Annotated in this window: 19 protein-coding genes and 1 tRNA gene; 19 read left to right on the top strand and 1 reads right to left on the bottom strand. The window is 62.5% G+C overall.

Going from position 1 to position 21,298, the window contains the following annotated elements:
• Window positions 1-144 precede the first annotated feature (144 nt).
• The 17 genes from HU144_RS16690 (at window position 145) to HU144_RS16610 (ending at window position 15,721) form a co-directional block, all read left to right on the top strand.
• The gene (locus HU144_RS16690; protein WP_235352253.1) at window positions 145-594 is read left to right on the top strand and encodes an FAS1-like dehydratase domain-containing protein; all 450 of its coding nucleotides are present in this window, start codon (window positions 145-147) and stop codon (window positions 592-594) included.
• On the top strand, window positions 591-1,034 hold the full coding sequence (locus tag HU144_RS16685) for a MaoC/PaaZ C-terminal domain-containing protein (protein ID WP_235352252.1): 444 nt from the start codon (window positions 591-593) through the stop codon (window positions 1,032-1,034). The genes HU144_RS16690 and HU144_RS16685 overlap by 4 nt, the downstream gene beginning before the upstream one ends.
• On the top strand, window positions 1,031-2,110 hold the full coding sequence (locus HU144_RS16680; protein ID WP_235352251.1) for a UDP-N-acetylmuramate dehydrogenase: 1,080 nt from the start codon (window positions 1,031-1,033) through the stop codon (window positions 2,108-2,110). The genes HU144_RS16685 and HU144_RS16680 overlap by 4 nt, the downstream gene beginning before the upstream one ends.
• A gap of 23 nt (window positions 2,111-2,133) precedes the next feature.
• Window positions 2,134-3,816, top strand: coding sequence for a metallophosphoesterase family protein (locus HU144_RS16675; RefSeq protein ID WP_235352250.1), 1,683 nt, complete (start codon window positions 2,134-2,136; stop codon window positions 3,814-3,816).
• A gap of 126 nt (window positions 3,817-3,942) precedes the next feature.
• Window positions 3,943-4,015 (top strand) — tRNA-Trp (locus HU144_RS16670).
• 98 nt (window positions 4,016-4,113) lie between these two features.
• Window positions 4,114-4,389, top strand: a complete 276-nt coding sequence (gene secE, locus HU144_RS16665) for a preprotein translocase subunit SecE (protein ID WP_235352249.1) — start codon at window positions 4,114-4,116, stop codon at window positions 4,387-4,389.
• Window positions 4,390-4,483: 94 nt separating this feature from the next.
• Window positions 4,484-5,434, top strand: coding sequence for a transcription termination/antitermination protein NusG (gene nusG / locus HU144_RS16660; RefSeq protein WP_235352248.1), 951 nt, complete (start codon window positions 4,484-4,486; stop codon window positions 5,432-5,434).
• Window positions 5,435-5,639: 205 nt separating this feature from the next.
• Complete coding sequence (gene rplK, locus HU144_RS16655; protein ID WP_069599770.1) at window positions 5,640-6,077, top strand: 50S ribosomal protein L11; 438 nt, start codon at window positions 5,640-5,642, stop codon at window positions 6,075-6,077.
• 64 nt (window positions 6,078-6,141) lie between these two features.
• Window positions 6,142-6,840 carry a 50S ribosomal protein L1 gene (gene rplA, locus HU144_RS16650; protein WP_204234753.1) on the top strand — a complete coding sequence of 233 codons (699 nt, stop codon included), beginning with the start codon at window positions 6,142-6,144 and terminating at the stop codon, window positions 6,838-6,840.
• Between the two features lie 179 nt (window positions 6,841-7,019).
• On the top strand, window positions 7,020-8,288 hold the full coding sequence (locus HU144_RS16645; RefSeq protein WP_235352247.1) for a GAF domain-containing protein: 1,269 nt from the start codon (window positions 7,020-7,022) through the stop codon (window positions 8,286-8,288).
• A 126-nt stretch (window positions 8,289-8,414) separates the two neighbouring features.
• A complete protein-coding gene (gene exaC / locus HU144_RS16640) occupies window positions 8,415-9,938 on the top strand; it encodes an acetaldehyde dehydrogenase ExaC (RefSeq protein ID WP_198398451.1) in 1,524 nt (507 codons plus the stop codon).
• 71 nt (window positions 9,939-10,009) lie between these two features.
• Entirely contained in the window at window positions 10,010-11,029 is a 1,020-nt protein-coding gene (gene adhP / locus HU144_RS16635; RefSeq protein ID WP_198398450.1) for an alcohol dehydrogenase AdhP, read from the top strand.
• Between the two features lie 393 nt (window positions 11,030-11,422).
• Window positions 11,423-11,956 (top strand): 50S ribosomal protein L10, encoded by a 534-nt coding sequence (rplJ, locus tag HU144_RS16630; RefSeq protein WP_143921969.1) that lies wholly within the window; start codon window positions 11,423-11,425, stop codon window positions 11,954-11,956.
• A 57-nt stretch (window positions 11,957-12,013) separates the two neighbouring features.
• Window positions 12,014-12,394 (top strand): 50S ribosomal protein L7/L12, encoded by a 381-nt coding sequence (rplL, locus tag HU144_RS16625; protein ID WP_198398449.1) that lies wholly within the window; start codon window positions 12,014-12,016, stop codon window positions 12,392-12,394.
• Between the two features lie 152 nt (window positions 12,395-12,546).
• Window positions 12,547-13,782: a hypothetical protein gene (locus HU144_RS16620; protein ID WP_235352246.1), complete on the top strand. Its 1,236-nt coding sequence runs from the start codon at window positions 12,547-12,549 to the stop codon at window positions 13,780-13,782.
• Window positions 13,779-14,567 (top strand): hypothetical protein, encoded by a 789-nt coding sequence (locus tag HU144_RS16615; RefSeq protein WP_235352245.1) that lies wholly within the window; start codon window positions 13,779-13,781, stop codon window positions 14,565-14,567. Before HU144_RS16620 ends, HU144_RS16615 begins: the two co-directional genes overlap by 4 nt.
• Window positions 14,564-15,721: a hypothetical protein gene (locus tag HU144_RS16610; protein ID WP_235352244.1), complete on the top strand. Its 1,158-nt coding sequence runs from the start codon at window positions 14,564-14,566 to the stop codon at window positions 15,719-15,721. The genes HU144_RS16615 and HU144_RS16610 overlap by 4 nt, the downstream gene beginning before the upstream one ends.
• Here the strand turns inward: HU144_RS16610 and HU144_RS16605 are convergent.
• The gene (locus HU144_RS16605) at window positions 15,693-16,505 is read right to left on the bottom strand and encodes an MBL fold metallo-hydrolase (protein WP_235352243.1); all 813 of its coding nucleotides are present in this window, start codon (window positions 16,503-16,505) and stop codon (window positions 15,693-15,695) included. The two genes, HU144_RS16610 and HU144_RS16605, sit on opposite strands and share 29 nt — an antisense overlap.
• Window positions 16,506-16,529: 24 nt before the next feature.
• On the opposite strand from HU144_RS16605, the gene HU144_RS16600 reads away from it, so the two are divergent.
• Both HU144_RS16600 and rpoB read left to right on the top strand, forming a co-directional pair.
• Window positions 16,530-17,588, top strand: a complete 1,059-nt coding sequence (locus HU144_RS16600; protein ID WP_235352242.1) for a GNAT family N-acetyltransferase — start codon at window positions 16,530-16,532, stop codon at window positions 17,586-17,588.
• 196 nt (window positions 17,589-17,784) lie between these two features.
• Window positions 17,785-21,264, top strand: coding sequence for a DNA-directed RNA polymerase subunit beta (gene rpoB, locus HU144_RS16595; protein ID WP_198398444.1), 3,480 nt, complete (start codon window positions 17,785-17,787; stop codon window positions 21,262-21,264).
• Window positions 21,265-21,298 lie beyond the last annotated feature (34 nt).

Genomic DNA, 21,298 nt, shown 5'->3' with positions numbered 1-21,298 from the left:
GAGGACGATGGTGCATCAATTGGATGAACCCGATGCGAATTCGCGGTCAAATCCGAGGTCGAGCGCACCAGTCGGGTGAATTCCCCTCGCGTGGTGAGGGGCCGCTAGGCTGGGATCACCACGTCTTTTCGAAAGAGAGCCACTATGCCGGTGAATACCGATAAGCAGGGAACCAGCTATTCTCTGCCACGCCCCTATGAGGTGTCGCGGGAGGCGGTCGCGGAATTCGCGCTGGCCACCAATGCGAAGGCCGACTACCACTTCGAGCCCGAGGCAGCGACCGCCCTGGGCTATCACGACGTCGTGGCACCGACCACCTTCGCCGTGATCATCGCGCAGAAGTCCGAAGCGGCCTACATCAGTGACCCCGAGTCCGGCATCGACTTCTCCAAGGTCGTTCACGGTTCGGAGCAGTTCAGCATCACCCGGCCCATCGTCGCCGGTGACAGCCTGGACGCCACGACCCACGTCGACGGCGTGCGCGCGTCGGGCTCCAACGCCATGATCACCACCCGCACAGAGATCACCGACGCCGCCGAACAGCCTGTCGTCACAGTGAGCTCGACCATCGTCGTGAGAGGAGACGGAGAATGAGCGTCACCGACTTCTCCCAACTGACCATCGGAGACACCGTCGTCGAAGCCGAGATCCCCTTGTCGCGAGCATCGCTCGTCGACTACGCGGGTGCTTCAGGCGATCACAACCCGATCCATTGGTCCGAACGCTTCGCCACCGAGGTGGGTCTTGAGGGAGTCATCGCCCACGGCATGCTCTCGATGGCCGTCGTCATCGCCCCCGTCGTCGAATGGATCGGCGATCCGGGCGCGATCGTCGACTACCGGACACGGTTCTCCGCGCCGGTGCTCGTCCCCGACGCCGAATCCGGCACACCGGCCACACCCACCGCCACCCTGTCGATGGCCGCGGTGGTCGGGGCCGTCGACGGAGCTGTGGGCACCGCCCGCATCGACGTCACGGTGAAGTCCGGTGACCAGGATGTGCTCAGCCGCACTCAGATCCGAGTCTCGCGGTGACGAAGGATCTGGCAGAGTTCACGACGTTCCATCTCGGCGGCCCAGCAGCCAAGCTGCACATCGGCGAGACCAGGGACGAACTCGTGGACTTCTCTCGTGACCATCCCCTGAGTCTGTCGGCGCAGCCCGCGGCCGATGTCCTCTTCATCGGCGGCGGATCGAACCTCCTCGTCTCCGATTCCGGCTTCGACGCCGACGTGTGCGTGATCGCCACCAAGGGAGTGACGATGACCGATACCTCGGAGACCGAAACCCGTGTCACCGCCGAGGCGGGGGAGAACTGGGACGAATTCGTCGCCTTCACCCTCGGCTGCGGTCTCTCGGGTCTCGAGGCCCTGTCCGGGATCCCCGGCTCCGTCGGAGCGACTCCGATCCAGAACGTCGGCGCCTACGGGACAGAGGTCGCCGAACTCATCACCTCGGTCGAGGTCTTCGATCGCCTCGCCGGTCAGGTCCGTCACCTCAGCGCCGTCGAACTGGAGTTCGGCTACCGCACCTCGGCACTCAAGCGTGCGCAGCAGAGAACGGGCACTGCCCAGTACCTGGTGCTGTCGGTGACCTTCGACCTGAACCGCAGCCCGGACTCACTGCCGGTGCGCTACGCACAGCTGGCCTCGGCGCTGGACGTCGAGATCGGGGAGTCGGTGCCGGCCACGCTGGTGCGCACCAGCGTCATCTCCCTGCGCAGGTCCAAAGGCATGGTTGTGGACCCAAGCGACCACGACACCTGGTCAGCGGGTTCCTTCTTCACGAACCCGATCGTCGACGACCCTGCCGAGCTGCCCGCCGAGGCACCGCGCTACCCGGTCACCGATCCACTCAGCGGATCGACGATCGAAGGACGGACGAAGACCTCGGCCGCCTGGCTGATCGAACATGCGGGATTCTCCAAAGGCTTCAGCGTCGGAGAGGGGCGGGCAAGCCTGTCGACCAAACACACCCTGGCGCTGACGAATCGCGGCCAGGCGGCGACGGAGGACGTCCTCGAACTCGCCCGCACCGTGGTCGACGGGGTGAATGAGAAGTTCGGCATCGTCCTCGAGCCTGAACCCACGTTCATCGCCTGCTCGCTCTGAGACCGTGCCCTGGAATGCAGCCCGTGTCGCCCCGCCGGAGAACCTCAGCCCTGCTGATCCTCATTGCTGTGGTCGCAGCTGTGACCCTGCCATGGGCACTGCTGTCCGCACGCGCTGATCTCAGCTTCGGCCCGCATGAGGCCAGCTATCAGATCACGGCAGACTCCCGGCTGACCGTTGACTTCGGTCCGCTGGGCAAACTGCTCGTCCCCGCAGACGATTATCTGCCGCTGGGGCTGGGACTCACTGTCGACATCGGTCAGATCCCGGTCTCCGGAGCAGACGAGGACGACTCCCACACAGGTGCCTCCGAACGGCGTTCTGACAGTAATTCCCCCGACGGGTCAGACGGCGCCTCCGACGGATCGGAGCAGGGAGTCGGGGGAGGAGCGGTCGATGCCCTGGGCGGCGACATCGCCTCCTATGCCTCCCTGTTCTCGGCCCCACAGGCACAGGTCAACGAGGTCGTCGACGGCCTGACCACAGCGATCCTGGCCCGGTGGGCCCTGGCCGTCTGCCTCATCAGCGGTGCGGTCGTCGCCCTGGCGTTCATCCTCGGGCCCGTTCGGCTCGCCGGGATCGGGAGGGCTTTCGTGGGCAAGGAGCTCATCGGCATCGGTCTGGTCACCATCCTCGTCCTGACAAGTGTCGGCACAGCAGTCCTCACCCGCCCCAAGCCTCTCGACGCCGATCCCGCCTTCGACGGGACCCCACTGGAGGGTGCCCAGGTCACGGGCCGCCTCGGCGGGGTCATCGATGCCGCGTTCACAGCGGTCAAGGACTTCGCCGACGACAACGACGCCTTCTACGACCAAGTGCTGGAGAACCTGCGCACTCAATGGACCACGCGCCCCCAGACCGGCAACTGGTCGGATCAGGGATTGGTGCCTCGGCCCGGTGGGGACGCAGAAGGGCTGAACGCTGACGTATCGACATTCGTCTTCGGCTCGGACCTGCACTGCAACATCGGCATGGCCCGGGTTGTCGGCGTGGTGACTCGGATGAGCGAGGCCGATGCCTACATCGATGGGGGAGACGTGACGATGACGGGCACCTCGGCGGAGAACTACTGCTTTGACGTGCTCGACGACGAACTGCCGGACAAGCTGCCGCGGATGATCGTCAAGGGCAACCACGACTCCGCCGAAACCACCAATCACGCGAGAGGCAAGGGGTGGAAGGTCCTCGACGACACGAGTGCGACGATGAGCGGAGTGACGTTCTTCGGCGGACCGGACCCCCGTCGGACCGTGTTCGGGTCGGGGCCGCAGCTTGAGACCGATCTCACCGCCGATCAGTACGCGCAGAAGCTCAACGACGAGGCCTGCGCGAGCGACTTCGACATCATGCTCATCCACGATGCGCGGATCGGGGCTCCGTCACTGCGCTCCGGATGTGCGCAGTACAGCCTCAGCGGACACTGGCACAGGCGAGTCGGCCCGGAGCCCCTGGGCAGCGGAGTCCGCTATGTGAGTTCGACGACAGGCGGCGCCCTGGCGAACGCCCTGACCCCGGGGCCGCTGAAGATGGACGCGGAGCTGAGCATCGTGCGCGTGGACAATCGGACCAAACGGCCCATCGACGTCCAGATCGTCACTGTCAGCCCCGACAAGACGGTCACGATCGAGCCATGGAAGACCTTCCCCGAGCCTGTGCCGCTGGTCGCTCAGCCGCCGCAGACTCAGCCCGCGAACGAGGAGGACTGAGGGGTGATGAAGTCGAGTTCAGGCAGCTGGCGGAGCCCGGTTCGACTAACTGCGGTCACAGACGGTATGCTCGTTTCTCGTGGTTGGACACAACTCGGGGAACACGAATCGAGGGTGTCGAATCGAAGGGGTGTGGCGCAATTGGTAGCGCAACGGTCTCCAAAACCGTAGGTTGCAGGTTCGAGTCCTGTCACCCCTGCGCAGTTGATATCTGCTTGAGTCATATCGGCGAAACGCCGTCCTCGACGGGCTTGAACAATTGTGCTGTCCCAATGGAAACCGACCGAGTGAGGATGTGTGGAAGACACACCGGCAAAGAAGACTGGAGATGAGCCCAAAGGCACCAGTCGCAAGCAGCTCGGGTTCTTCGGACGAATCCTGCAGTTCTTCCGCGAGGTCATCGCGGAGCTGAAGAAGGTCGTCACCCCGACACGTAAGCAACTGGTCAATTACACCCTGGTTGTGCTGGGCTTCATCCTCTTCATGATGCTTCTCGTGGTAGTTCTCGACCTCGTGTTCGGCAAGCTCGTCGGATTCGTCTTCGGCGGAACACCGCTGTGGCCATTGTGGTGACTCACCCCCAGCGGTGATCACTTGGATTTCAAACACGTTGCAGACCCTTCACTCCCATATGGGAATCACTACACGCGAAGCGAGGAATTGATCGGTGTCGGATACCAGTTCACCTGAGCAGGAAACCCCTGAGACACAGAACGCCACTCCAGAGGAGTCGAGCGTTGCACCAGTGGTGGAAGACGTCGAGAACGAAACCTCCGCTGTGAGCGCGGACGACGCGCAGGTCGAAGACGCATCCGCTGACGAGGCTGTCTCCGAAGAGACACCTGCCGACGATGCCGTCTCTGACGAAGCCGCCGTCTCCGGCGAGGATGTCGTCTCTGACGATGACAGCGCCGCAGCCGACTCTGCTGAGGTTGCCTCAGGCGATGACGCAGCAGCCGAATCAGCTGAGACGGATGAGGCATCTGCCGCCGACGAGGTCGACCCGGCCGAAGAGTTCAAGTCGGAGCTGCGCATGCAGGAGGGTGACTGGTACGTCATCCACTCCTACGCAGGCTACGAGAACCGCGTCAAGCAGAACCTTGAGAACCGTTCCATCAGCCTCAACCTCGAAGAGTTCATCTTCGAGTCCCAGGTGCCGATGGAAGATGTCGTCGAGATCAAGAACGGCCAGCGCAAGCAGGTCCGTCGCGTGCGCATTCCGGGCTACGTGCTCGTGCGCATGGAACTCACCGATGAGTCATGGGGCGCGGTTCGCCACACCCCGGGCGTGACCGGATTCGTGGGCAACGCCTACGACCCGACTCCTCTGTCCATCGACGAGGTCTTCACGATGCTCGCTCCGATCTTCGAAGAGCGCCAGGCCGAAGCCGCTGCCGCCGAAGGTGTGCAGGCCGAGCAGGCCGCGAAGTCCGCCCCCATCACCGAGGTGGAGTACGAGGTCGGCGAGTCCGTGCTCGTCAAGGAGGGTTCCTTCGAGGGTCACCCCGCAACGATCCAGGAGATCCGTCCGGAATCACAGAAGCTCACCGTGCTGCTGTCGATCTTCGAACGCGACGTTCCCGTCGAGCTCAGCTTCGACCAGGTCTCCAAGCTCTGAGCAGATTTTCACGGTAGGAAAGGGCCCGGTGATCTCCGGGCCCTTTCGTCATTCACGCCCAGTGATGCCTGTCACCGACATTTGCTCCAGGGTCTGCAGGCATGGAATACTGGTGTGGTTTGATCTCGGTTCCCATCGGAAGCCGATTTCGGACGATGCGCCGTATTTCTCTGGCGCATCGAAACTTCAAGATTAAGGACCGAATATGCCTCCCAAGAAAAAGGTAGCCGGCCTCGTCAAGCTCCAGATTCAGGCAGGTGCCGCTAACCCGGCGCCTCCGATTGGTCCGGCGCTTGCCCAGCACGGCGTCAACATCATGGAATTCTGCAAGGCCTATAACGCCGCAACAGAGTCCCAGCGCGGGAACATCGTTCCCGTCGAGATCACGGTGTTCGAAGATCGTTCGTTCACCTTCATTCTCAAGACCCCACCGGCTGCAGAACTCATCAAGAAGGCTGCAGGCGTGAAGTCAGGCTCGGCTACTCCTCACACCGACAAGGTTGCTCACCTGAGCGCCGACCAGGTTCGTGAGATCGCCACCACGAAGATGCCTGACCTCAACGCCAATGACCTGGATCAGGCTGACCGCATCATCGCCGGCACCGCTCGCTCCATGGGCGTGACCACCGACATCGAGGTCTGAGACCAGACATTTCACTGTGGTAGGGCTCGCGCAGCCCGCACCACGACTGCAAGGAGAGAAGCAGATGGCAAAGCGTTCAAAGGCCTATCAGGCCGCGGCAGAGAAGATCGCCGCAGATGTGACATACGAACCGGCTCAGGCAATCGCACTGGCCAAAGAGACCACAGTGGCGAAGTACGATGCCACCGTCGAGGTCGCCCTCCGCCTGGGTGTTGACCCACGTAAGGCGGACCAGATGGTGCGCGGCACCGTCAACCTTCCGCATGGTACCGGTAAGACCGCTCGGGTCCTGGTGTTCGCTGCCGGCGACCGTGCAGAAGCTGCCCGTGAAGCAGGTGCTGACTTCGTCGGCTCCGATGACCTGCTGGAGAAGGTGGCCAATGGCTTCACCGACTTCGACTCGGCTGTTGCCACCCCTGACATGATGGGCAAGGTCGGACGTCTGGGTAAGGTTCTGGGTCCACGTGGCCTGATGCCGAACCCCAAGACCGGCACCGTGACCATGGATGTCGCCAAGGCAGTGACCGAGATCAAGGGCGGAAAGATCGAATTCCGCGTCGACAAGCATTCGAACCTGCACTTCATCATCGGAAAGGTCTCCTTCTCCGAGGAAGCACTGCAGGAGAACTTCGATGCAGCGATCGAAGAGATCCTTCGTCTGAAGCCGAGCTCCTCGAAGGGCCGCTACATCTCGAAGGCAACCGTGACGACATCGAACGGTCCTGCCGTTCCGATCGACGGTTCATCGATGCGCGTAGTCTGATCCCTTTGAGGGATTGAACCGCGTTCAGCAGTTCTGGGCGGGAAGTGAGCGATCACTTCCCGCCCTTTCTGTTCCCCGGCAACCATCATTCGGCCTTGCCCGGAGGAGGTATCGCGGATAGATTGTGATCACTGAAGACCACTGTGTGCCAACCGCCGATGGGGGTGGACAGCTCCGCCATGCATTCGACTCCGCTGCTTCGCGATGATTATCAGCGCATCGTCCGTCGTGCCCATGACAATCTGGCATCACTGACCGCTCCGGAGAGTTCGGGCCCGGGAGTCCGCCCCGCCGTCCTCGAGTCCTGGAACCGATCCCTTGGCCGTCTTCGTGATCCGGGTGGAGTACGTGTGCGCATGGCCTATGAGGCCGATCAGCTCGCCGAGGTGAGGCGCCGTCATCCGTTCCACTCCATCATGGGCCTGCTGCAGTCGCATCTGATCGAACCCGCCAAGGAGGCAGGGCTGCTTGTGGCGCTCGGTGATGAGCAGGGGCGTCTCCTGTGGGTCGAGGGTGAGCGCGCCGTCCGCAGCCGTGCCGAATCCATGGGCTTCCTGCCGGGCACTGACTGGTCGGAGGACGTGATGGGAACCTCCGCCCCCGGACTCGCTTTGCGCTCGCGCAGTGCCGTGCAGATCAGTCAGGCCGAGCACTTCTCCGCAGAGGTGCACTCGTGGAGCTGCAGTGCAGTGCCCGTGACCCATCCGCTGACCGGTCACGTCCTTGGCATCATCGACGTCACCGGCGGCGATGACGCGGTATCGTCCATCGTCCTGCCGTTGCTGAACTCCACGGCTCAGGCCGCCGGCGTCGGATTGTCGAAGCTCTACACCCCGGACTCCGGTGGGCTGTCTGTCGGTACCGGTGACGGTGCCTACCTCGAAGTCACCGGGGCTCGTCCCCAGCTATCGGGCCCGGATGGCACCCGAATCACGCTGTCGGGACGACATGCTGAGATCCTGCTGCTCCTGGCGCGCAACCCCGGCGGCATCAGCAGCGCTGGGCTCGCCGACCGGCTGTGGGCGCTCGGTGGAAGTGAAGTCACTGTCCGGGCGGAGATCGCGCGTCTGCGCAGAACGATTGACCACCTCGGCGACCTGCGCCTTGATGCCCGCCCCTACCGACTGCGGGGAGACATCGACAGCGACGTCGAACGCACGCACCGGGGCCTGGCCCAAGGGGACGTGGAGACCGCGCTCAACTTCTATCAGGGGCAGGTGCTGCCCGAATCCGATGCGCCCGGCGTTCGGGAGATCGGTGCTGAACTGCAAGCGCTGATTCGGGAGAGTCTGCTGCAGAACGGAACTTGGCAGCAGCTGTGGCGCTATGCGGGATTGGCCGAAGCTCGGGAGGATTCGGAGGTGCTGATGTCGGTGCTGCGCTTGGCCCCACCCGAAGCACCCGAACGCAACGCGGCCGTCGTGCGACTCGAAGCTCTCGGATACTGAGTTCGAGGGGCTGCAGCTGACACCCCTCCATGCGTGATGCAACCCACATGCAACGTTGCCCTGCGTAGCGTGTGGAGCAATCGGAGACAGACATCCGATCGCCGCATACGCATCAAAGGAGTTGCAATGACTGTTTACGCTCAGCCTGGTCAAGACGGATCGCTCGTCACCTACAAGTCACGGTACGAGAACTTCATCGGCGGACAGTGGGTCGCTCCCGTCAATGGGAACTATTTCGAGAACCCGACGCCCATCACGGGTAAGACGTTCTGCGAAGTGCCCGCCAGCACCTCGGAGGACATCGAGCTCGCACTCGACGCCGCGCACAAGGCGGCTCCGGCCTGGGGCAAGACCTCACCCGCGGAACGCGCCGTGATCTTGAACAAGATCGCTGACCGGATCGAGGAGAACCTCGAGATGATTGCGGTGGCCGAGACCTGGGACAACGGAAAAGCCGTCCGTGAGTGCCTCAACGCCGACATTCCCCTGGCCATCGATCACTTCCGCTACTTCGCCGGAGCAATCCGGGCACAGGAAGGCGGACTCTCACAGATCGATGACGATACGGTGGCCTATCATTTCCATGAGCCGCTCGGCGTGGTCGGTCAGATCATTCCCTGGAACTTCCCGATCCTCATGGGCGTGTGGAAGATCGCGCCGGCGCTGGCCGCAGGCAATGCCATCGTCCTCAAGCCTGCCGAGCAGACTCCGGCCTCGATCCTGGTCCTGATGGAACTCATTGCCGACCTGCTTCCCGAGGGAGTCCTCAACATCGTCAACGGCTTCGGGCTCGAAGCAGGCAAGCCCCTGGCATCGAACAAGCGGATCTCGAAGATCGCATTCACCGGAGAGACGACGACGGGCCGCCTGATCATGCAGTACGCCTCGCAGAACATCATCCCGGTCACGCTCGAGCTCGGCGGCAAGTCCCCGAACATCTTCTTCGACGACGTCAATGCCTCGGATGACGCCTACTGGGACAAGGCCCAAGAGGGCTTCACCATGTTCGCCCTCAACCAGGGCGAGGTCTGCACCTGCCCGTCGCGCGCACTGGTCCAGGAATCGATCGCCGATCCCTTCCTCGAGGCGGTTGCAGAACGGACGAAGAGGATCGTGCAGGGCAACCCGCTGGACACCGACACCATGATGGGCGCGCAGGCCTCCAACGACCAGTTCGAGAAGATCATGTCCTATCTCGACATCGGAAGGCAGGAGGGCGCCGAGGTGCTCACCGGCGGAGCCCGGGCCGACCTCGGCGGGGACCTGTCCGGCGGCTACTACGTGCAGCCGACCATCTTCCGGGGCAACAACAAGATGCGGATCTTCCAGGAGGAGATCTTCGGCCCGGTCGTTTCGGTGGCCACCTTCAGTGACTACGACGACGCCATCGCCACGGCGAACGACACTCTCTACGGACTGGGCGCCGGCGTCTGGTCGCGCAACGGCAACACCGCCTACCGCGCAGGCCGGGACATCCAGGCTGGTCGTGTGTGGGTCAACAACTACCACGCCTACCCGGCACACGCGGCCTTCGGCGGGTACAAGGCCTCAGGCATCGGACGTGAGAACCACCTGATGATGCTCGACCACTACCAGCAGACGAAGAACCTGCTGGTCAGCTACTCGGAGAACGCCCAGGGCTTCTTCTGAGCTGACTGGAGTACAGCACCGATCCACCCGCACCTGAATAGCAATTCACCATCATCACAAAGGAGTCAATGATGTCAGGAATGAAAGCAGCAGTCGTCGAAGAGTTCGGCAAAGATCTGACCGTCGGGGACAATGAGATCCCCGAACCGGGACCGGGACAGGCACTGGTCAAGCTCATCGCCTCCGGTGTCTGCCACACGGACCTGCACGCGGCCCACGGAGACTGGCCGGTCAAGCCGAAGGTTCCGCTCATCCCCGGACACGAGGGTGTCGGAACCGTCGAGAAGGTCGGCCCCGGCGTCACTGATGTCAAGGTCGGCCAGATGATCGGCAACGCCTGGCTGTGGGGCGCCTGCGGAACCTGCGAGCACTGCCGCCAGGGGTGGGAGACCCTGTGCGAGCAGCAGGTCAACGGCGGCTACGGCATCGACGGATCCTTCGGTGAGTACATGCTCGTCGACACGAAGTTCGCCGCGATCATCCCCGAAGGATCTGACCCCTATGAGATTGCGCCCGTCCTGTGTGCCGGAGTCACCGTCTACAAGGGTCTCAAGCGCACCGAGGTGAAGCCCGGGCAATGGGTCGTCATCTCCGGCATCGGCGGGCTCGGCCACATCGCCGTGCAGTACGCGGTGGCGATGGGGATGCGCGTCATCGCCGTCGACGTGGCCGACGACAAGCTGGCCTTGGCGAAGAAGCACGGAGCGGAGATCACGGTCAACGCCTTTGCTGAGGAGCCGGCCGACATCATCCAGGAGAAGGTCGGAGGCTCACACGGTGTGCTTGTCACGGCGGTGCATCCGAAGGCATTCGGACAGGCGATCTCAATGACTCGCCGAGGCGGAACCATCGTCTTCAACGGCCTGCCCCCGGGTGACTTCCCGGCCCCGATCTTCGACATCGTGCTCAAGGGGCTGACGATCCGCGGATCGATCGTCGGCACCCGCCAGGACATGGTGGAAGCCTTGGAGTTCTACGCAGCGGGTAAGATCCATCCCACGTTCAGCAAGCGGCCGCTCGAGGACATCAATGCCATCTTCGACGAGATGATCCACGGCAAGATCGACGGTCGCGTCGTCATCGAATACTGATCCGCTCGGTGCCACAGCAGCTCTCCGGGCGCTGCGCAGCCTCTCTGCAGGTTGCGCAGCGTCCGGATGCTTGCCAGCGGGCACCGGTGGTGTCAGCCGGGCAGGCGCCAGCAGGAGTGTGGCCAGCATCTCTGTCATCGATTGGACTTGGTGCGAAGTCCTTCGATAGACTTCAACTACCCAAGACCGTCGGTCTTTTCGGAACCAGCAGAATCCGCAATCGGATCCTGTTGCCCGGAAACGAAGACTCCAATGGAGTGACCTGCGCAGGTGAGCACGAGATTCTTCCGATGAGTTCCTATGATCTCATCATTCGAAGCGTTTCACGCATACCTGCGTGGAGCGCTTTTTTGGTGTCGGGACACGATCGCACGACTTACGAAAGGAACTACCATGGCGAGGCCAGACAAGGCAGCCGCAGTAGAGGAGCTCAAACAGCAGTTTGAGAACTCCGACGCTGTGTTGCTGACCGAGTACCGCGGTCTCACCGTTGCGCAGATGAAAGATCTGCGCGTTTCACTCGGTGAGAACGTCAGCTACGCCGTGGTAAAGAATACGCTCACTGCTATTGCAGCCAAAGAAGCCGGAATCAACGATCTCGATGAGTTCCTCAACGGACCCACCGCGATCGCATTCGTCAACGGTGAACCACCAGAGGCTGCAAAGGCATTGCGTAACTTTGCCAAGGCGAATTCTCAGCTCGTATTGAAGGGCGGCTACTGGGATGGTGCCGTCCTCAGTGCTGAGAATGTCAACAAACTCGCCGACCTCGAACCACGCGAAGTGCTGCTTGCAAAGGCAGCTGGTGCAATGAAGGCAAGCCTCCACCAGGCGGCTTACCTGTTCACCGCTCCGATGGTCAAGGCCGTGCGCACTGTCGACGCTCTGCGCGAGAAGCAGGACGACGCTCCTGCTTCAGACGCCTGAGCAACACCCCATAAACCCGGTCGCTCACAGTGACCACCAAAGGAAGGACTGGCCACCATGGCTAAGCTCACCCCCGAAGAGCTCATCGAAGGCTTCAAAGAGCTCACACTGATCGAACTCTCCGACTTCGTCAAGAAGTTCGAAGAGGTCTTCGAAGTTGAAGCTGCTGCACCTGCCGCTGCTGTTGCCGCTGCACCTGCTGCCGCTGCTGAGGTTGCCGAAGAGCAGACCGAATTCGACGTCATCCTCGAATCGGCCGGCGAGAAGAAGGTTCCCGTCATCAAGGAAGTTCGTGGGCTCACCTCCCTCGGACTGAAGGAAGCCAAGGACCTCGTCGACGGCGCTCCTAAGGCTGTCCTCGAAGGCGTGTCCAAGGACGCAGCCGAGAAGGCCAAGGAAACCCTCGAGGGCGCGGGCGCAACCGTCACCCTCAAGTGATTTCTCCGGCAGCAGTCTGACTGCTGCCGCTTCGAAGAACCCCACAGCCGATGCTGTGGGGTTCTTCGCATTCACAGTGGGAGCCGGCGATGTTGCAGGACCGCAACCTGCTGCGGCTTCGGTGACAGCCTGCCCTGACCTATTCTTAAGTGGTGACTGACAGCGCCACCGCCACCAAACTGCGCAAGAGGCTGAGTTCCACACTCCGTGACGCCTGGCAGAGCGATCCTCTGTACATCGATCCGATCATTGCGCCGGGACTCACTGACAGTCAGAATGCGGCGGTCGAGCACGCATCGAAGCAGGCAGGGCAGTCAGGCATTGCGCATTTCGTCGCGATTACACCTGTGCTGCCGAGGTCAGACGAGCCGAGATGGGCCCGCTTCACCTCTGATCTGGCATATGCGATGCACAAAGACAACGGCGGGGAGCAGACCATCGTCCTCTTCAGCCAGGCAGACGATGCCGCGCGATCCTACGCCTATCTCGTCGATGCGAACGGGCCGGCGATACCCCCGGGCTCGGACTTTCTTGCACGTTCGTCCAGTGATGACTTTCTGCCTGTCGAGTTGGCAGTGCCCTATCAGCTGCAGATTCTCGTCGCGGCTGCGAAGGGGACCGAACCTCCGTCGCCCCCGGACTTCGACACTCGCGATGCGGGGGATCGCAATGAGGACTACATCGAAGCCACCGGGCTGGACAACGGCAACCCGGACGCCCTCGTCTTCGGTGCGACGGCTATTGCCGCCCTGGGGCTGAGCGTCTGGGTGCTGCGCCGTCGGGAGAAGTACTCCTGGCGGAACTCACTGACGACGAAGCCGGACCTCGTCAGGACGCAGCAGCTGCCCGAGCGCGTAGAAAGTGCGCTCGAACCGCTTCCCGAGCCGCAGGATTCCACCGAAGAGATGTGGTCGTTGTATGACCGCGGTCGGCGAGTGCAACAGGCGATCAGGTCGCTCATCGAGGCTCATCTCGATTGGGCGCAGAGCGTCGACTTCTCGCACCGCTTCGGTGTTGAGAACCTGCTGAGCACGCACAAATGGGTACGTGCTCGGCTGCGCGGTTCGACCAAGGTCAGCTCCGAAGCGCCTCGGTTCTGCTTCCTCTTCCCTCACCACCGAAGCACGATCGAGACGTTCGCGCTCCAACAGGACGGGACCACCCTGACAGTCGACATGTGCGGCCGCTGTCGCCGCGAGATCAACGACGGGCACGAACCGGAATGCCTCATGGTGCCCAAACGGCCCGGATCGAAGAAGCCCGTTCCCTACTATCAGCGCTCCGATGTCTACGCCCTGTCCGGTTTCGGCAGCTTTCAGCCCCTCGAGGACGCAGTCCTGGAGTCACTGGGAACACCGCCGACGTCCGCGACAGGAGGACGAGGATGAACACGGCAGCGAAATTGGGCGCGGCAATCATCATCTTCGGTGCTGTCGCAACTGGTTCATCGATCTACAGCCACTCCGAATTCGACGAGGCCAGAGACGCTCGCATCGTCGCTGAAAAGGGCGACACGATCACGGTCGATTCGATCTATCTCGATCGTATCGAGGGCCGATACGACCGGAACTACGATCGGAGCCGGTACCAGGAGATAGCAGAGTCGCTGCAGTCCGACCCGGTCTATATCGACGCCTATCAGGCATTCGAAGTCGATGACGAGAACCTGGCGACGATCAGAGATGAAGTCAAAGAGCTCGACATGCCGATCTACGTCGCGTTCCTGGCCGCCTCGCAGGTCGATGATGCGGATGGACAGACCGAACTGCTGGCTGGGCGGATCGCCGAGGAGCTGCCCGACACGCGCGCCACAGTGGTCGTGGTCGGGGGAGTGACCGAAGGTATTGCCGACAAGGGAGCCGACCGGCGTGTGGCTTCCTACGACGTCGCCACAGACGTCGACGACAATCATTCGGCCGTGGCGCGCAAATACGTGGAAGCGCTCAAAGCGGCCGAAATCGAGAACTCGCAGTCCAGCAGCTCGCGAAGTCTCGACGATGAGCTGCAGCCGATCGTCGTTGATGAGGACACCTCCACCGACCCGAACACGCTGGCCTATCCGAGCGGAGCAGCCGTCGGGGGTGCGGTGCTCGGCCTCATCGTCGGCGGTGGTCTGGGCATCGGGGGAGTCCTGGCGTGGAGAGCGGTCAAGAAGAGGAAGCAGAACACGTGACAACTGATGCACAGCAGATTGCCGAGGCACTCAAAGATGACCCGTTCCACATCGATGGGTCGGTCGAGGGGTCTCTCAACGCGGATCTCATCGACCAGGCTCGGGAGACGCCGAAGGGATTGGACTATGACGTCTATGTCATCGCTGTCGACGAACACTCTCTGAACCGAGATCTGCTGGAGCAGGTCAAGGTGTTCCACGGAGGCGAAGGTTCGTTCATCATGATCAACGGCGACTCCGAGATCGCTGTCGATGTGAACTTCGCGGACGACCATGACCTCAATATGCAGGTGATGGACCAGCTGTCGGTCGCCCGTGACGAGTGGAACAACAGCTCTCCGGCGACGACGAAGCTCAATATCCTCCTCGATCTCTATGCGCAACCGCAGGAATACAAGCACGAAGAAGCCGTGACCGGGCAGGAAGCGCCCGGCAGCGAGGTCCAGACCGTTGATGGCTCGGGATCCTTTGTCCCGATGTTCCTCGGCGGGGCGGTACTCATCCTCGCTCTCGTCATCGCCGGTATCTGGTTCACCCGCTCGCGACGGCAGCGTCGCGAGGTGACGCGGACCCAGCAGCGATTCCAGTTGCCTGATCGGCTGCTCAACCGCGTCGACAGCCTGCAGCGGCGATCACTGCGCGAGACCATCAATGCCGACACGACTCAGTTGGCCGCGGAGATCGATCGGCTGCAGACGCAGAACCTGAACACCGCGAGTACCGCCAGAGTCGAACGCGGACTCGACGCCTATCAGATGGCACGCACGATCGTCGACGACGAAACATCCGAACGCATCGATCTGGCCGGAGCGATGGTCCTCCTCCGGCAGGCGGGACGCGAAATCGCCGAGGTGGGTGACAGCAGGAAGAGGAGGCGCAGTCCCGGTGCAGGAAGCGGACTGCCGCAGAGTCTGTGCACCATCAATCCGCTGCATGGGGAGGCGCAGTCCACGACGCGCCTCGACGCCGATGCCTCAGGTGTACGTGTGCCCGTCTGCGGAAGCTGTCAGAACGACCGGCAGCGCGGCAACCAGCTGCAGTGGATCTTCGACGGTGACCGGCCCTATGTCGAAGGCGACAGCGTGTGGGCGCAGACGCTGTTCGGCGCCATCGGCTCAGACCTCGTCACCGCCCTGCACCGGCAGGGCAGATGACCTGCTCACGGGGCAAGCTCCGGTCATAGTCACCGGGCATCGTACGGGCGGGCAGAGCCACCTCGGCGTCGGCTTGATTCGATCTCAGACCGTCGATGTCCTCAAGCTGACGTACGACGAAGTCCCGGTCGACGGGGACTCCATGCCCGGGCACGAACACTGTGGTCTCGGGGAAGGACAGCAGCGTGTGCAGACTGGTCACCCACTCGCTCAGTGAAGCATCGTTGCCTGCCTGCGGGGGAGCCCCCTCCTCCACCAGATCACCGGTGAACACGATGCCCTGATCGGGCAGGCGAACGACGAGATCTGCTGTGGAATGCCCGCCCAGCACGTGGAATTCGACCCGACAGTCCCCGAGGTCGAGCGCAACCCCCGACTCAGCAGCATCGACGGGGGAGACGTCGACGATGAGGCCGCTCGGGTCCTCGGGCAGCTCGGTTGCGAACTCGGCGGTCTCGGGGGCGTTGCGGACGGCGTCGAGGGCGATCCATGCGGACGCTTCCTGGTCTCCGGCGAAGGACTCGGAGGCGTGGAAGGTCTCGATTCCTGATGCGGCCAGGGTGGCATTGCCGAAGAAATGATCCCAATGGTCATGAGTGATGACGGCAGCAATGGGATTGACGCGGCCAGTGACCTCGAGGCTCAGACGCTGTGCCGTGTCGGCCAGATGCTTCGCCGTGCTGGGCCCCGGGCCCGAGTCGACGATGAGGCTGGCGCGGGAGCCGGTGATGATTGCGCAGTTGACCTCGGCGGGATTCTGAGAGAGAACACTGACATTGACCATGGGTGCAGTCTAGAATGTCAGCCCATGGAGATCACTCACATCCCAGCCGGATCTCGCAGCGGCGAAGAGATCGAGGACATCCTCGCCGAGGTGCTCGACTTCGATACGCTCATCAACCGAGCATCGGGGCTCGGCACCGATTTCGACCCCCGCACTGACGAGGTGCGGCGGGAGTTGCTCTCACCCACGCAATACCTGACCAATCAGACGTGGATCGCTCGCCTCGGCGGGGCCATCGTGGGCAAGGGAATCGCCTACCTGGCATTGCAGGACAACCTCGATGTCGCCGAGGTGTGGTGCTCGGTCCACCCTGAGCTGCGCCGACAGGGACTGGGTTCCGAGCTGCTGGCTGAGATGGAGGCGAACCTGGCTGCTCAGGGCCGAACACAGCTGACCAGCTTCTGCGAGATCCCACCATCGGCTCGTGACGCCGATCTGCGGGGTGCACATCTCGCGGCCGAATCCGGCGTGGGAAGCCTGCCAGTGAACCAGCCGGACGTCGCCTTCCTCATCCGACACGGCTTCGCCTTCAAGCAGCTCGAGCGGTGCTCCGTGGCGAATTCCGCCACGGCGGCACGGCTGCCCGACGCTGAACTCGATGCCGGCTATACGATCGAGACGTGGACTGGGCCGACGCCTGAACACCGGCTCGACGCGGTCGCACTTCTGCACCAGAGGATGTCGACGGACACACCAGGCGCCGAGGAATTCGGTGAGGAGGAGCAGTGGGACGCCGCCCGGGTCCGTGCCCTCGACGCGAAGCGGACTACAGGCCGGGAGCTGGTGAGCACGGCACTGGCGCTCAAAGGCGAGGCGGCCGCCGGCTTCACCGAGGTCGCACACTTCGACGAACGCCCTGAGGTCGGGTGGCAGGGATCGACTCTGGTGACGCGAGAACACCGCGGACACGGACTCGGGGCGGCACTGAAGATCGCCAATCACGTTGCGCTGGGGGAGCGTACCGGCGTGGAGCGAATCTACACGTGGAATGCGGTGGAGAACTCGTGGATGCTTCTCATCAATGACAGGGCCGGATTCGCAACCTGGGCCTGGGTCGGTCTGTGGAAGAAGCGTCTTGCATGACTTGACCGATTGCTATAAGCTTGATATTTGCGTTGATCTGCCTGTGGCGTGCCTTCATATAGCGGGGGGCACCTCATTTCCACTCAAGTGAACCACGTTGTCGCCCGGTGTCGAAATCTGACACACCTGGGGTCGTCGACGTGACTTCGGGTGGAGGGTCAACCTATCAATTGGTGAAGCACTCGGAAGGATCCCATTGGCCGCCGCCAACGATAACACCAGGACCGCTAACGCCCCCAAGAGAATCTCCTTCGCGAAGATTCGCGAACCGCTCGAGGTTCCCGATCTGCTCGGTCTGCAGACAGACAGCTTCGATTGGCTCATCGGCTCGGAAGCGTGGCAGGACCGCGTCGCCGAGGCCATCGAAATCGGAGACGATTCCGTAGCAACCACCTCGGGACTCGAAGATATCTTCGAGGAGATCTCACCGATCGAGGACTTCGGTGGATCGATGTCGCTGTCGTTCCGGGAGCACCGGTTCGAAGCCGCCAAGTACTCCATCGATGAGTGCAAGGAACGCGACATGACCTATTCGGCGCCACTGTATGTGACCGCCGAATTCATGAACAACAACACCGGCGAGATCAAGAGCCAGACCGTCTTCATGGGCGACTTCCCCCTCATGACCGACAAGGGCACGTTCATCGTCAACGGCACCGAGCGTGTCGTCGTCTCGCAGCTCGTGCGTTCGCCCGGTGCCTACTTCGAGTCCAGCGTCGACAAGACCACTGACAAGGACATCTTCACCGCGAAGATCATCCCTTCCCGTGGTGCATGGCTGGAGTTCGAGGTCGACAAGCGCGACCAGGTCGGCGTTCGCCTTGACCGCAAGCGCAAGCAGTCGGTCACCGTTCTGCTCAAGGCCCTCGGCTGGTCCGAAGCGAAGATCCTCGAGGAATTCGGCGAGTTCGAGTCCATCCGCGAGACCATGGCCAAGGACACGGTCAACACGCAGGACGAAGCGCTGCTCGACATCTACAAGAAGCTGCGCCCGGCAGAGCCTGCGACCGCTGAAGCGGCACGCAACCTGCTCAACAACCTGTACTTCAACCCCAAGCGCTACGACCTGGCCAAGGTCGGCCGCTACAAGGTCAACCGCAAGCTGGGCGTCGATGCACCGCTGAGCGACTCGGTCCTGTCGACCGACGACGTGGTTGCGACTATCCGCTACCTCGTGTCCCTGCACGCAGGCGTTGACACCTCCAAGGGCGTCCGTGACGGCGAGAACATCGAGCTCAACGTCAAACTCGACGACATCGACCACTTCGGCAACCGTCGCATCCGTGCAGTCGGCGAGCTCATCGAGAACCAGGTCCGCACCGGACTCTCTCGCATGGAGCGCGTCGTCCGTGAGCGCATGACGACCCAGGACGTCGAAGCGATCACGCCTCAGACTCTGATCAACATCCGCCCTGTGGTGGCTGCGATCAAGGAGTTCTTCGGCACCTCGCAGCTCTCGCAGTTCATGGATCAGAACAACCCGCTCGCGGGTCTGACTCACAAGCGCCGCCTCTCCGCTCTGGGACCTGGTGGCCTCTCGCGTGACCGTGCCGCCATGGAAGTCCGTGACGTTCACCCATCGCACTACGGACGTATGTGCCCGATCGAGACTCCCGAAGGCCCGAACATCGGTCTGATCGGCTCGCTGGCCTCCTACGCCCGCATCAACCCGTTCGGTTTCATCGAGACGCCTTACCGCAAGGTCGTCGATGGTGTCGTCACCGATGACACCGAGTACCTGACTGCCGACGATGAGCTCGAGTTCAACATCGCGCAGGCAAATGCGCCGCTGACCGAAGAGCAGCGCTTCGCCGAAGTCGAAGTTCTCGCACGTCCTAAGGGCGGCGGCGGCGAAGCCGAGTTGGTCCAGTACGACACGATTGACTTCATGGACGTCTCCGCGCGTCAGATGGTGTCTGTTGCGTCCGCACTGATTCCGTTCCTCGAACACGATGACGCCAACCGTGCCCTCATGGGCGCGAACATGCAGCGTCAGGCTGTGCCGCTGGTGATGTCGGAGTCCCCAGTTGTGGGCACCGGCATGGAATACCGTGCCGCTGTCGACGCCGGCGATGTCATCACTGCCGATCGCCCAGGCGTCGTCACAGAGGTATCCGCCGACTTCGTCACCGTTCTGGCTGACGATGGCACGATGCAGACCTACCGCGCTTCGAAGTTCAAGCGTTCCAACCACGGAACCTCGTACAACCAGCGCATCATCGTCGACGAGGGCGATCGCGTCGAGCCGGGCACGGTTCTGGCAGACGGACCGTCGACTCAGAACGGTGAGATGGCGCTGGGCAAGAACCTCCTCGTGGCATTCATGTCATGGGAAGGCTACAACTTCGAGGATGCGATCATCCTCTCCCAGCGTCTCGTCCAGGACGACGTTCTGTCCTCGATCCACATCGAGGAGCACGAGGTCGATGCTCGCGACACTAAGCTCGGTGCCGAGGAGATCACTCGCGACATTCCGAACATCTCGCCGGACGCCCTGGCAGACCTCGACGATCGCGGAATCATCCGCATCGGCGCCGAGGTCACCGACGGCGACATCCTCGTCGGCAAGGTCACCCCGAAGGGTGAGACCGAGCTGACGCCGGAAGAGCGCCTGCTGCGCGCGATCTTCGGTGAGAAGTCCCGCGAAGTCCGCGACACCTCGCTGCGCGTGCCGCACGGCGAGATCGGCACCGTCATCGGTGTCCGCGTCTTCGACCGCGAGGAAGACGACGAGCTCTCGCCGGGCGTCAACCAGATGGTCCGCGTCTACGTCGCTCAGCGCCGTAAGATCACCATCGGTGACAAGATGGCCGGTCGTCACGGCAACAAGGGTGTCATCTCGACCATCCTGCCTGTTGAGGACATGCCGTTCCTGGCAGACGGTACCCCCGTCGACATCATCCTCAACCCGCACGGTGTTCCGCGTCGTATGAACATCGGCCAGGTCTTCGAAGTCCACCTCGGATGGATCTCGAAGCAGGGTTGGAAGATCGAGGGCAACCCCGAGTGGGCTGCCGAACTGCCGGAAGCCGCTCGCGAAGCCGAGGCCGGCACGAACCTGGCGACTCCGGTCTTCGACGGTGCACACGAGCAGGAGCTGCGTGGACTGCTGGACTCGACGACTCCGAACCGCGATGGGGATCGACTCATCGATTCCTCGGGCAAGGCCCAGCTGTTCGACGGTCGCTCCGGAGAGCCGTTCCCGTACCCGATCGCTGTCGGCTACATGTACATGCTCAAGCTCCACCACCTCGTCGACGACAAGATCCACGCGCGTTCGACCGGTCCGTACTCGATGATCACCCAGCAGCCGCTCGGTGGTAAGGCACAGTTCGGCGGTCAGCGCTTCGGTGAGATGGAAGTGTGGGCCCTCGAGGCCTACGGTGCGGCGTACACGCTGCAGGAACTGCTGACGATCAAGTCCGATGACATCCCAGGCCGTGTGAAGGTCTACGAGGCCATAGTCAAGGGCGAGAACCTGCCCGATCCGGGAATCCCGGAGTCGTTCAAGGTCCTCATCAAGGAGATGCAGTCCCTGTGCCTCAACGTCGAAGTTCTGTCTTCGGACGGAGCCGAGGTTGAGATGCGTGACGGCGAGGACGAGGTCTACCGGGCAGCTGAAGAGCTCGGCATCGACCTGTCACGCCGTGAAGCCCAGACCGTAGAAGAAGTCTGAGGACTTCCACTTCAACCGACACAACTTCGCGATG

It is taken from the genome of Brevibacterium sp. UCMA 11752 (assembly GCF_021532235.1).
Classification (GTDB): domain Bacteria; phylum Actinomycetota; class Actinomycetes; order Actinomycetales; family Brevibacteriaceae; genus Brevibacterium; species Brevibacterium antiquum.
Note: the sequence above shows the minus strand (reverse complement) of the source record. Positions and strands in the feature narration are given on the sequence as shown.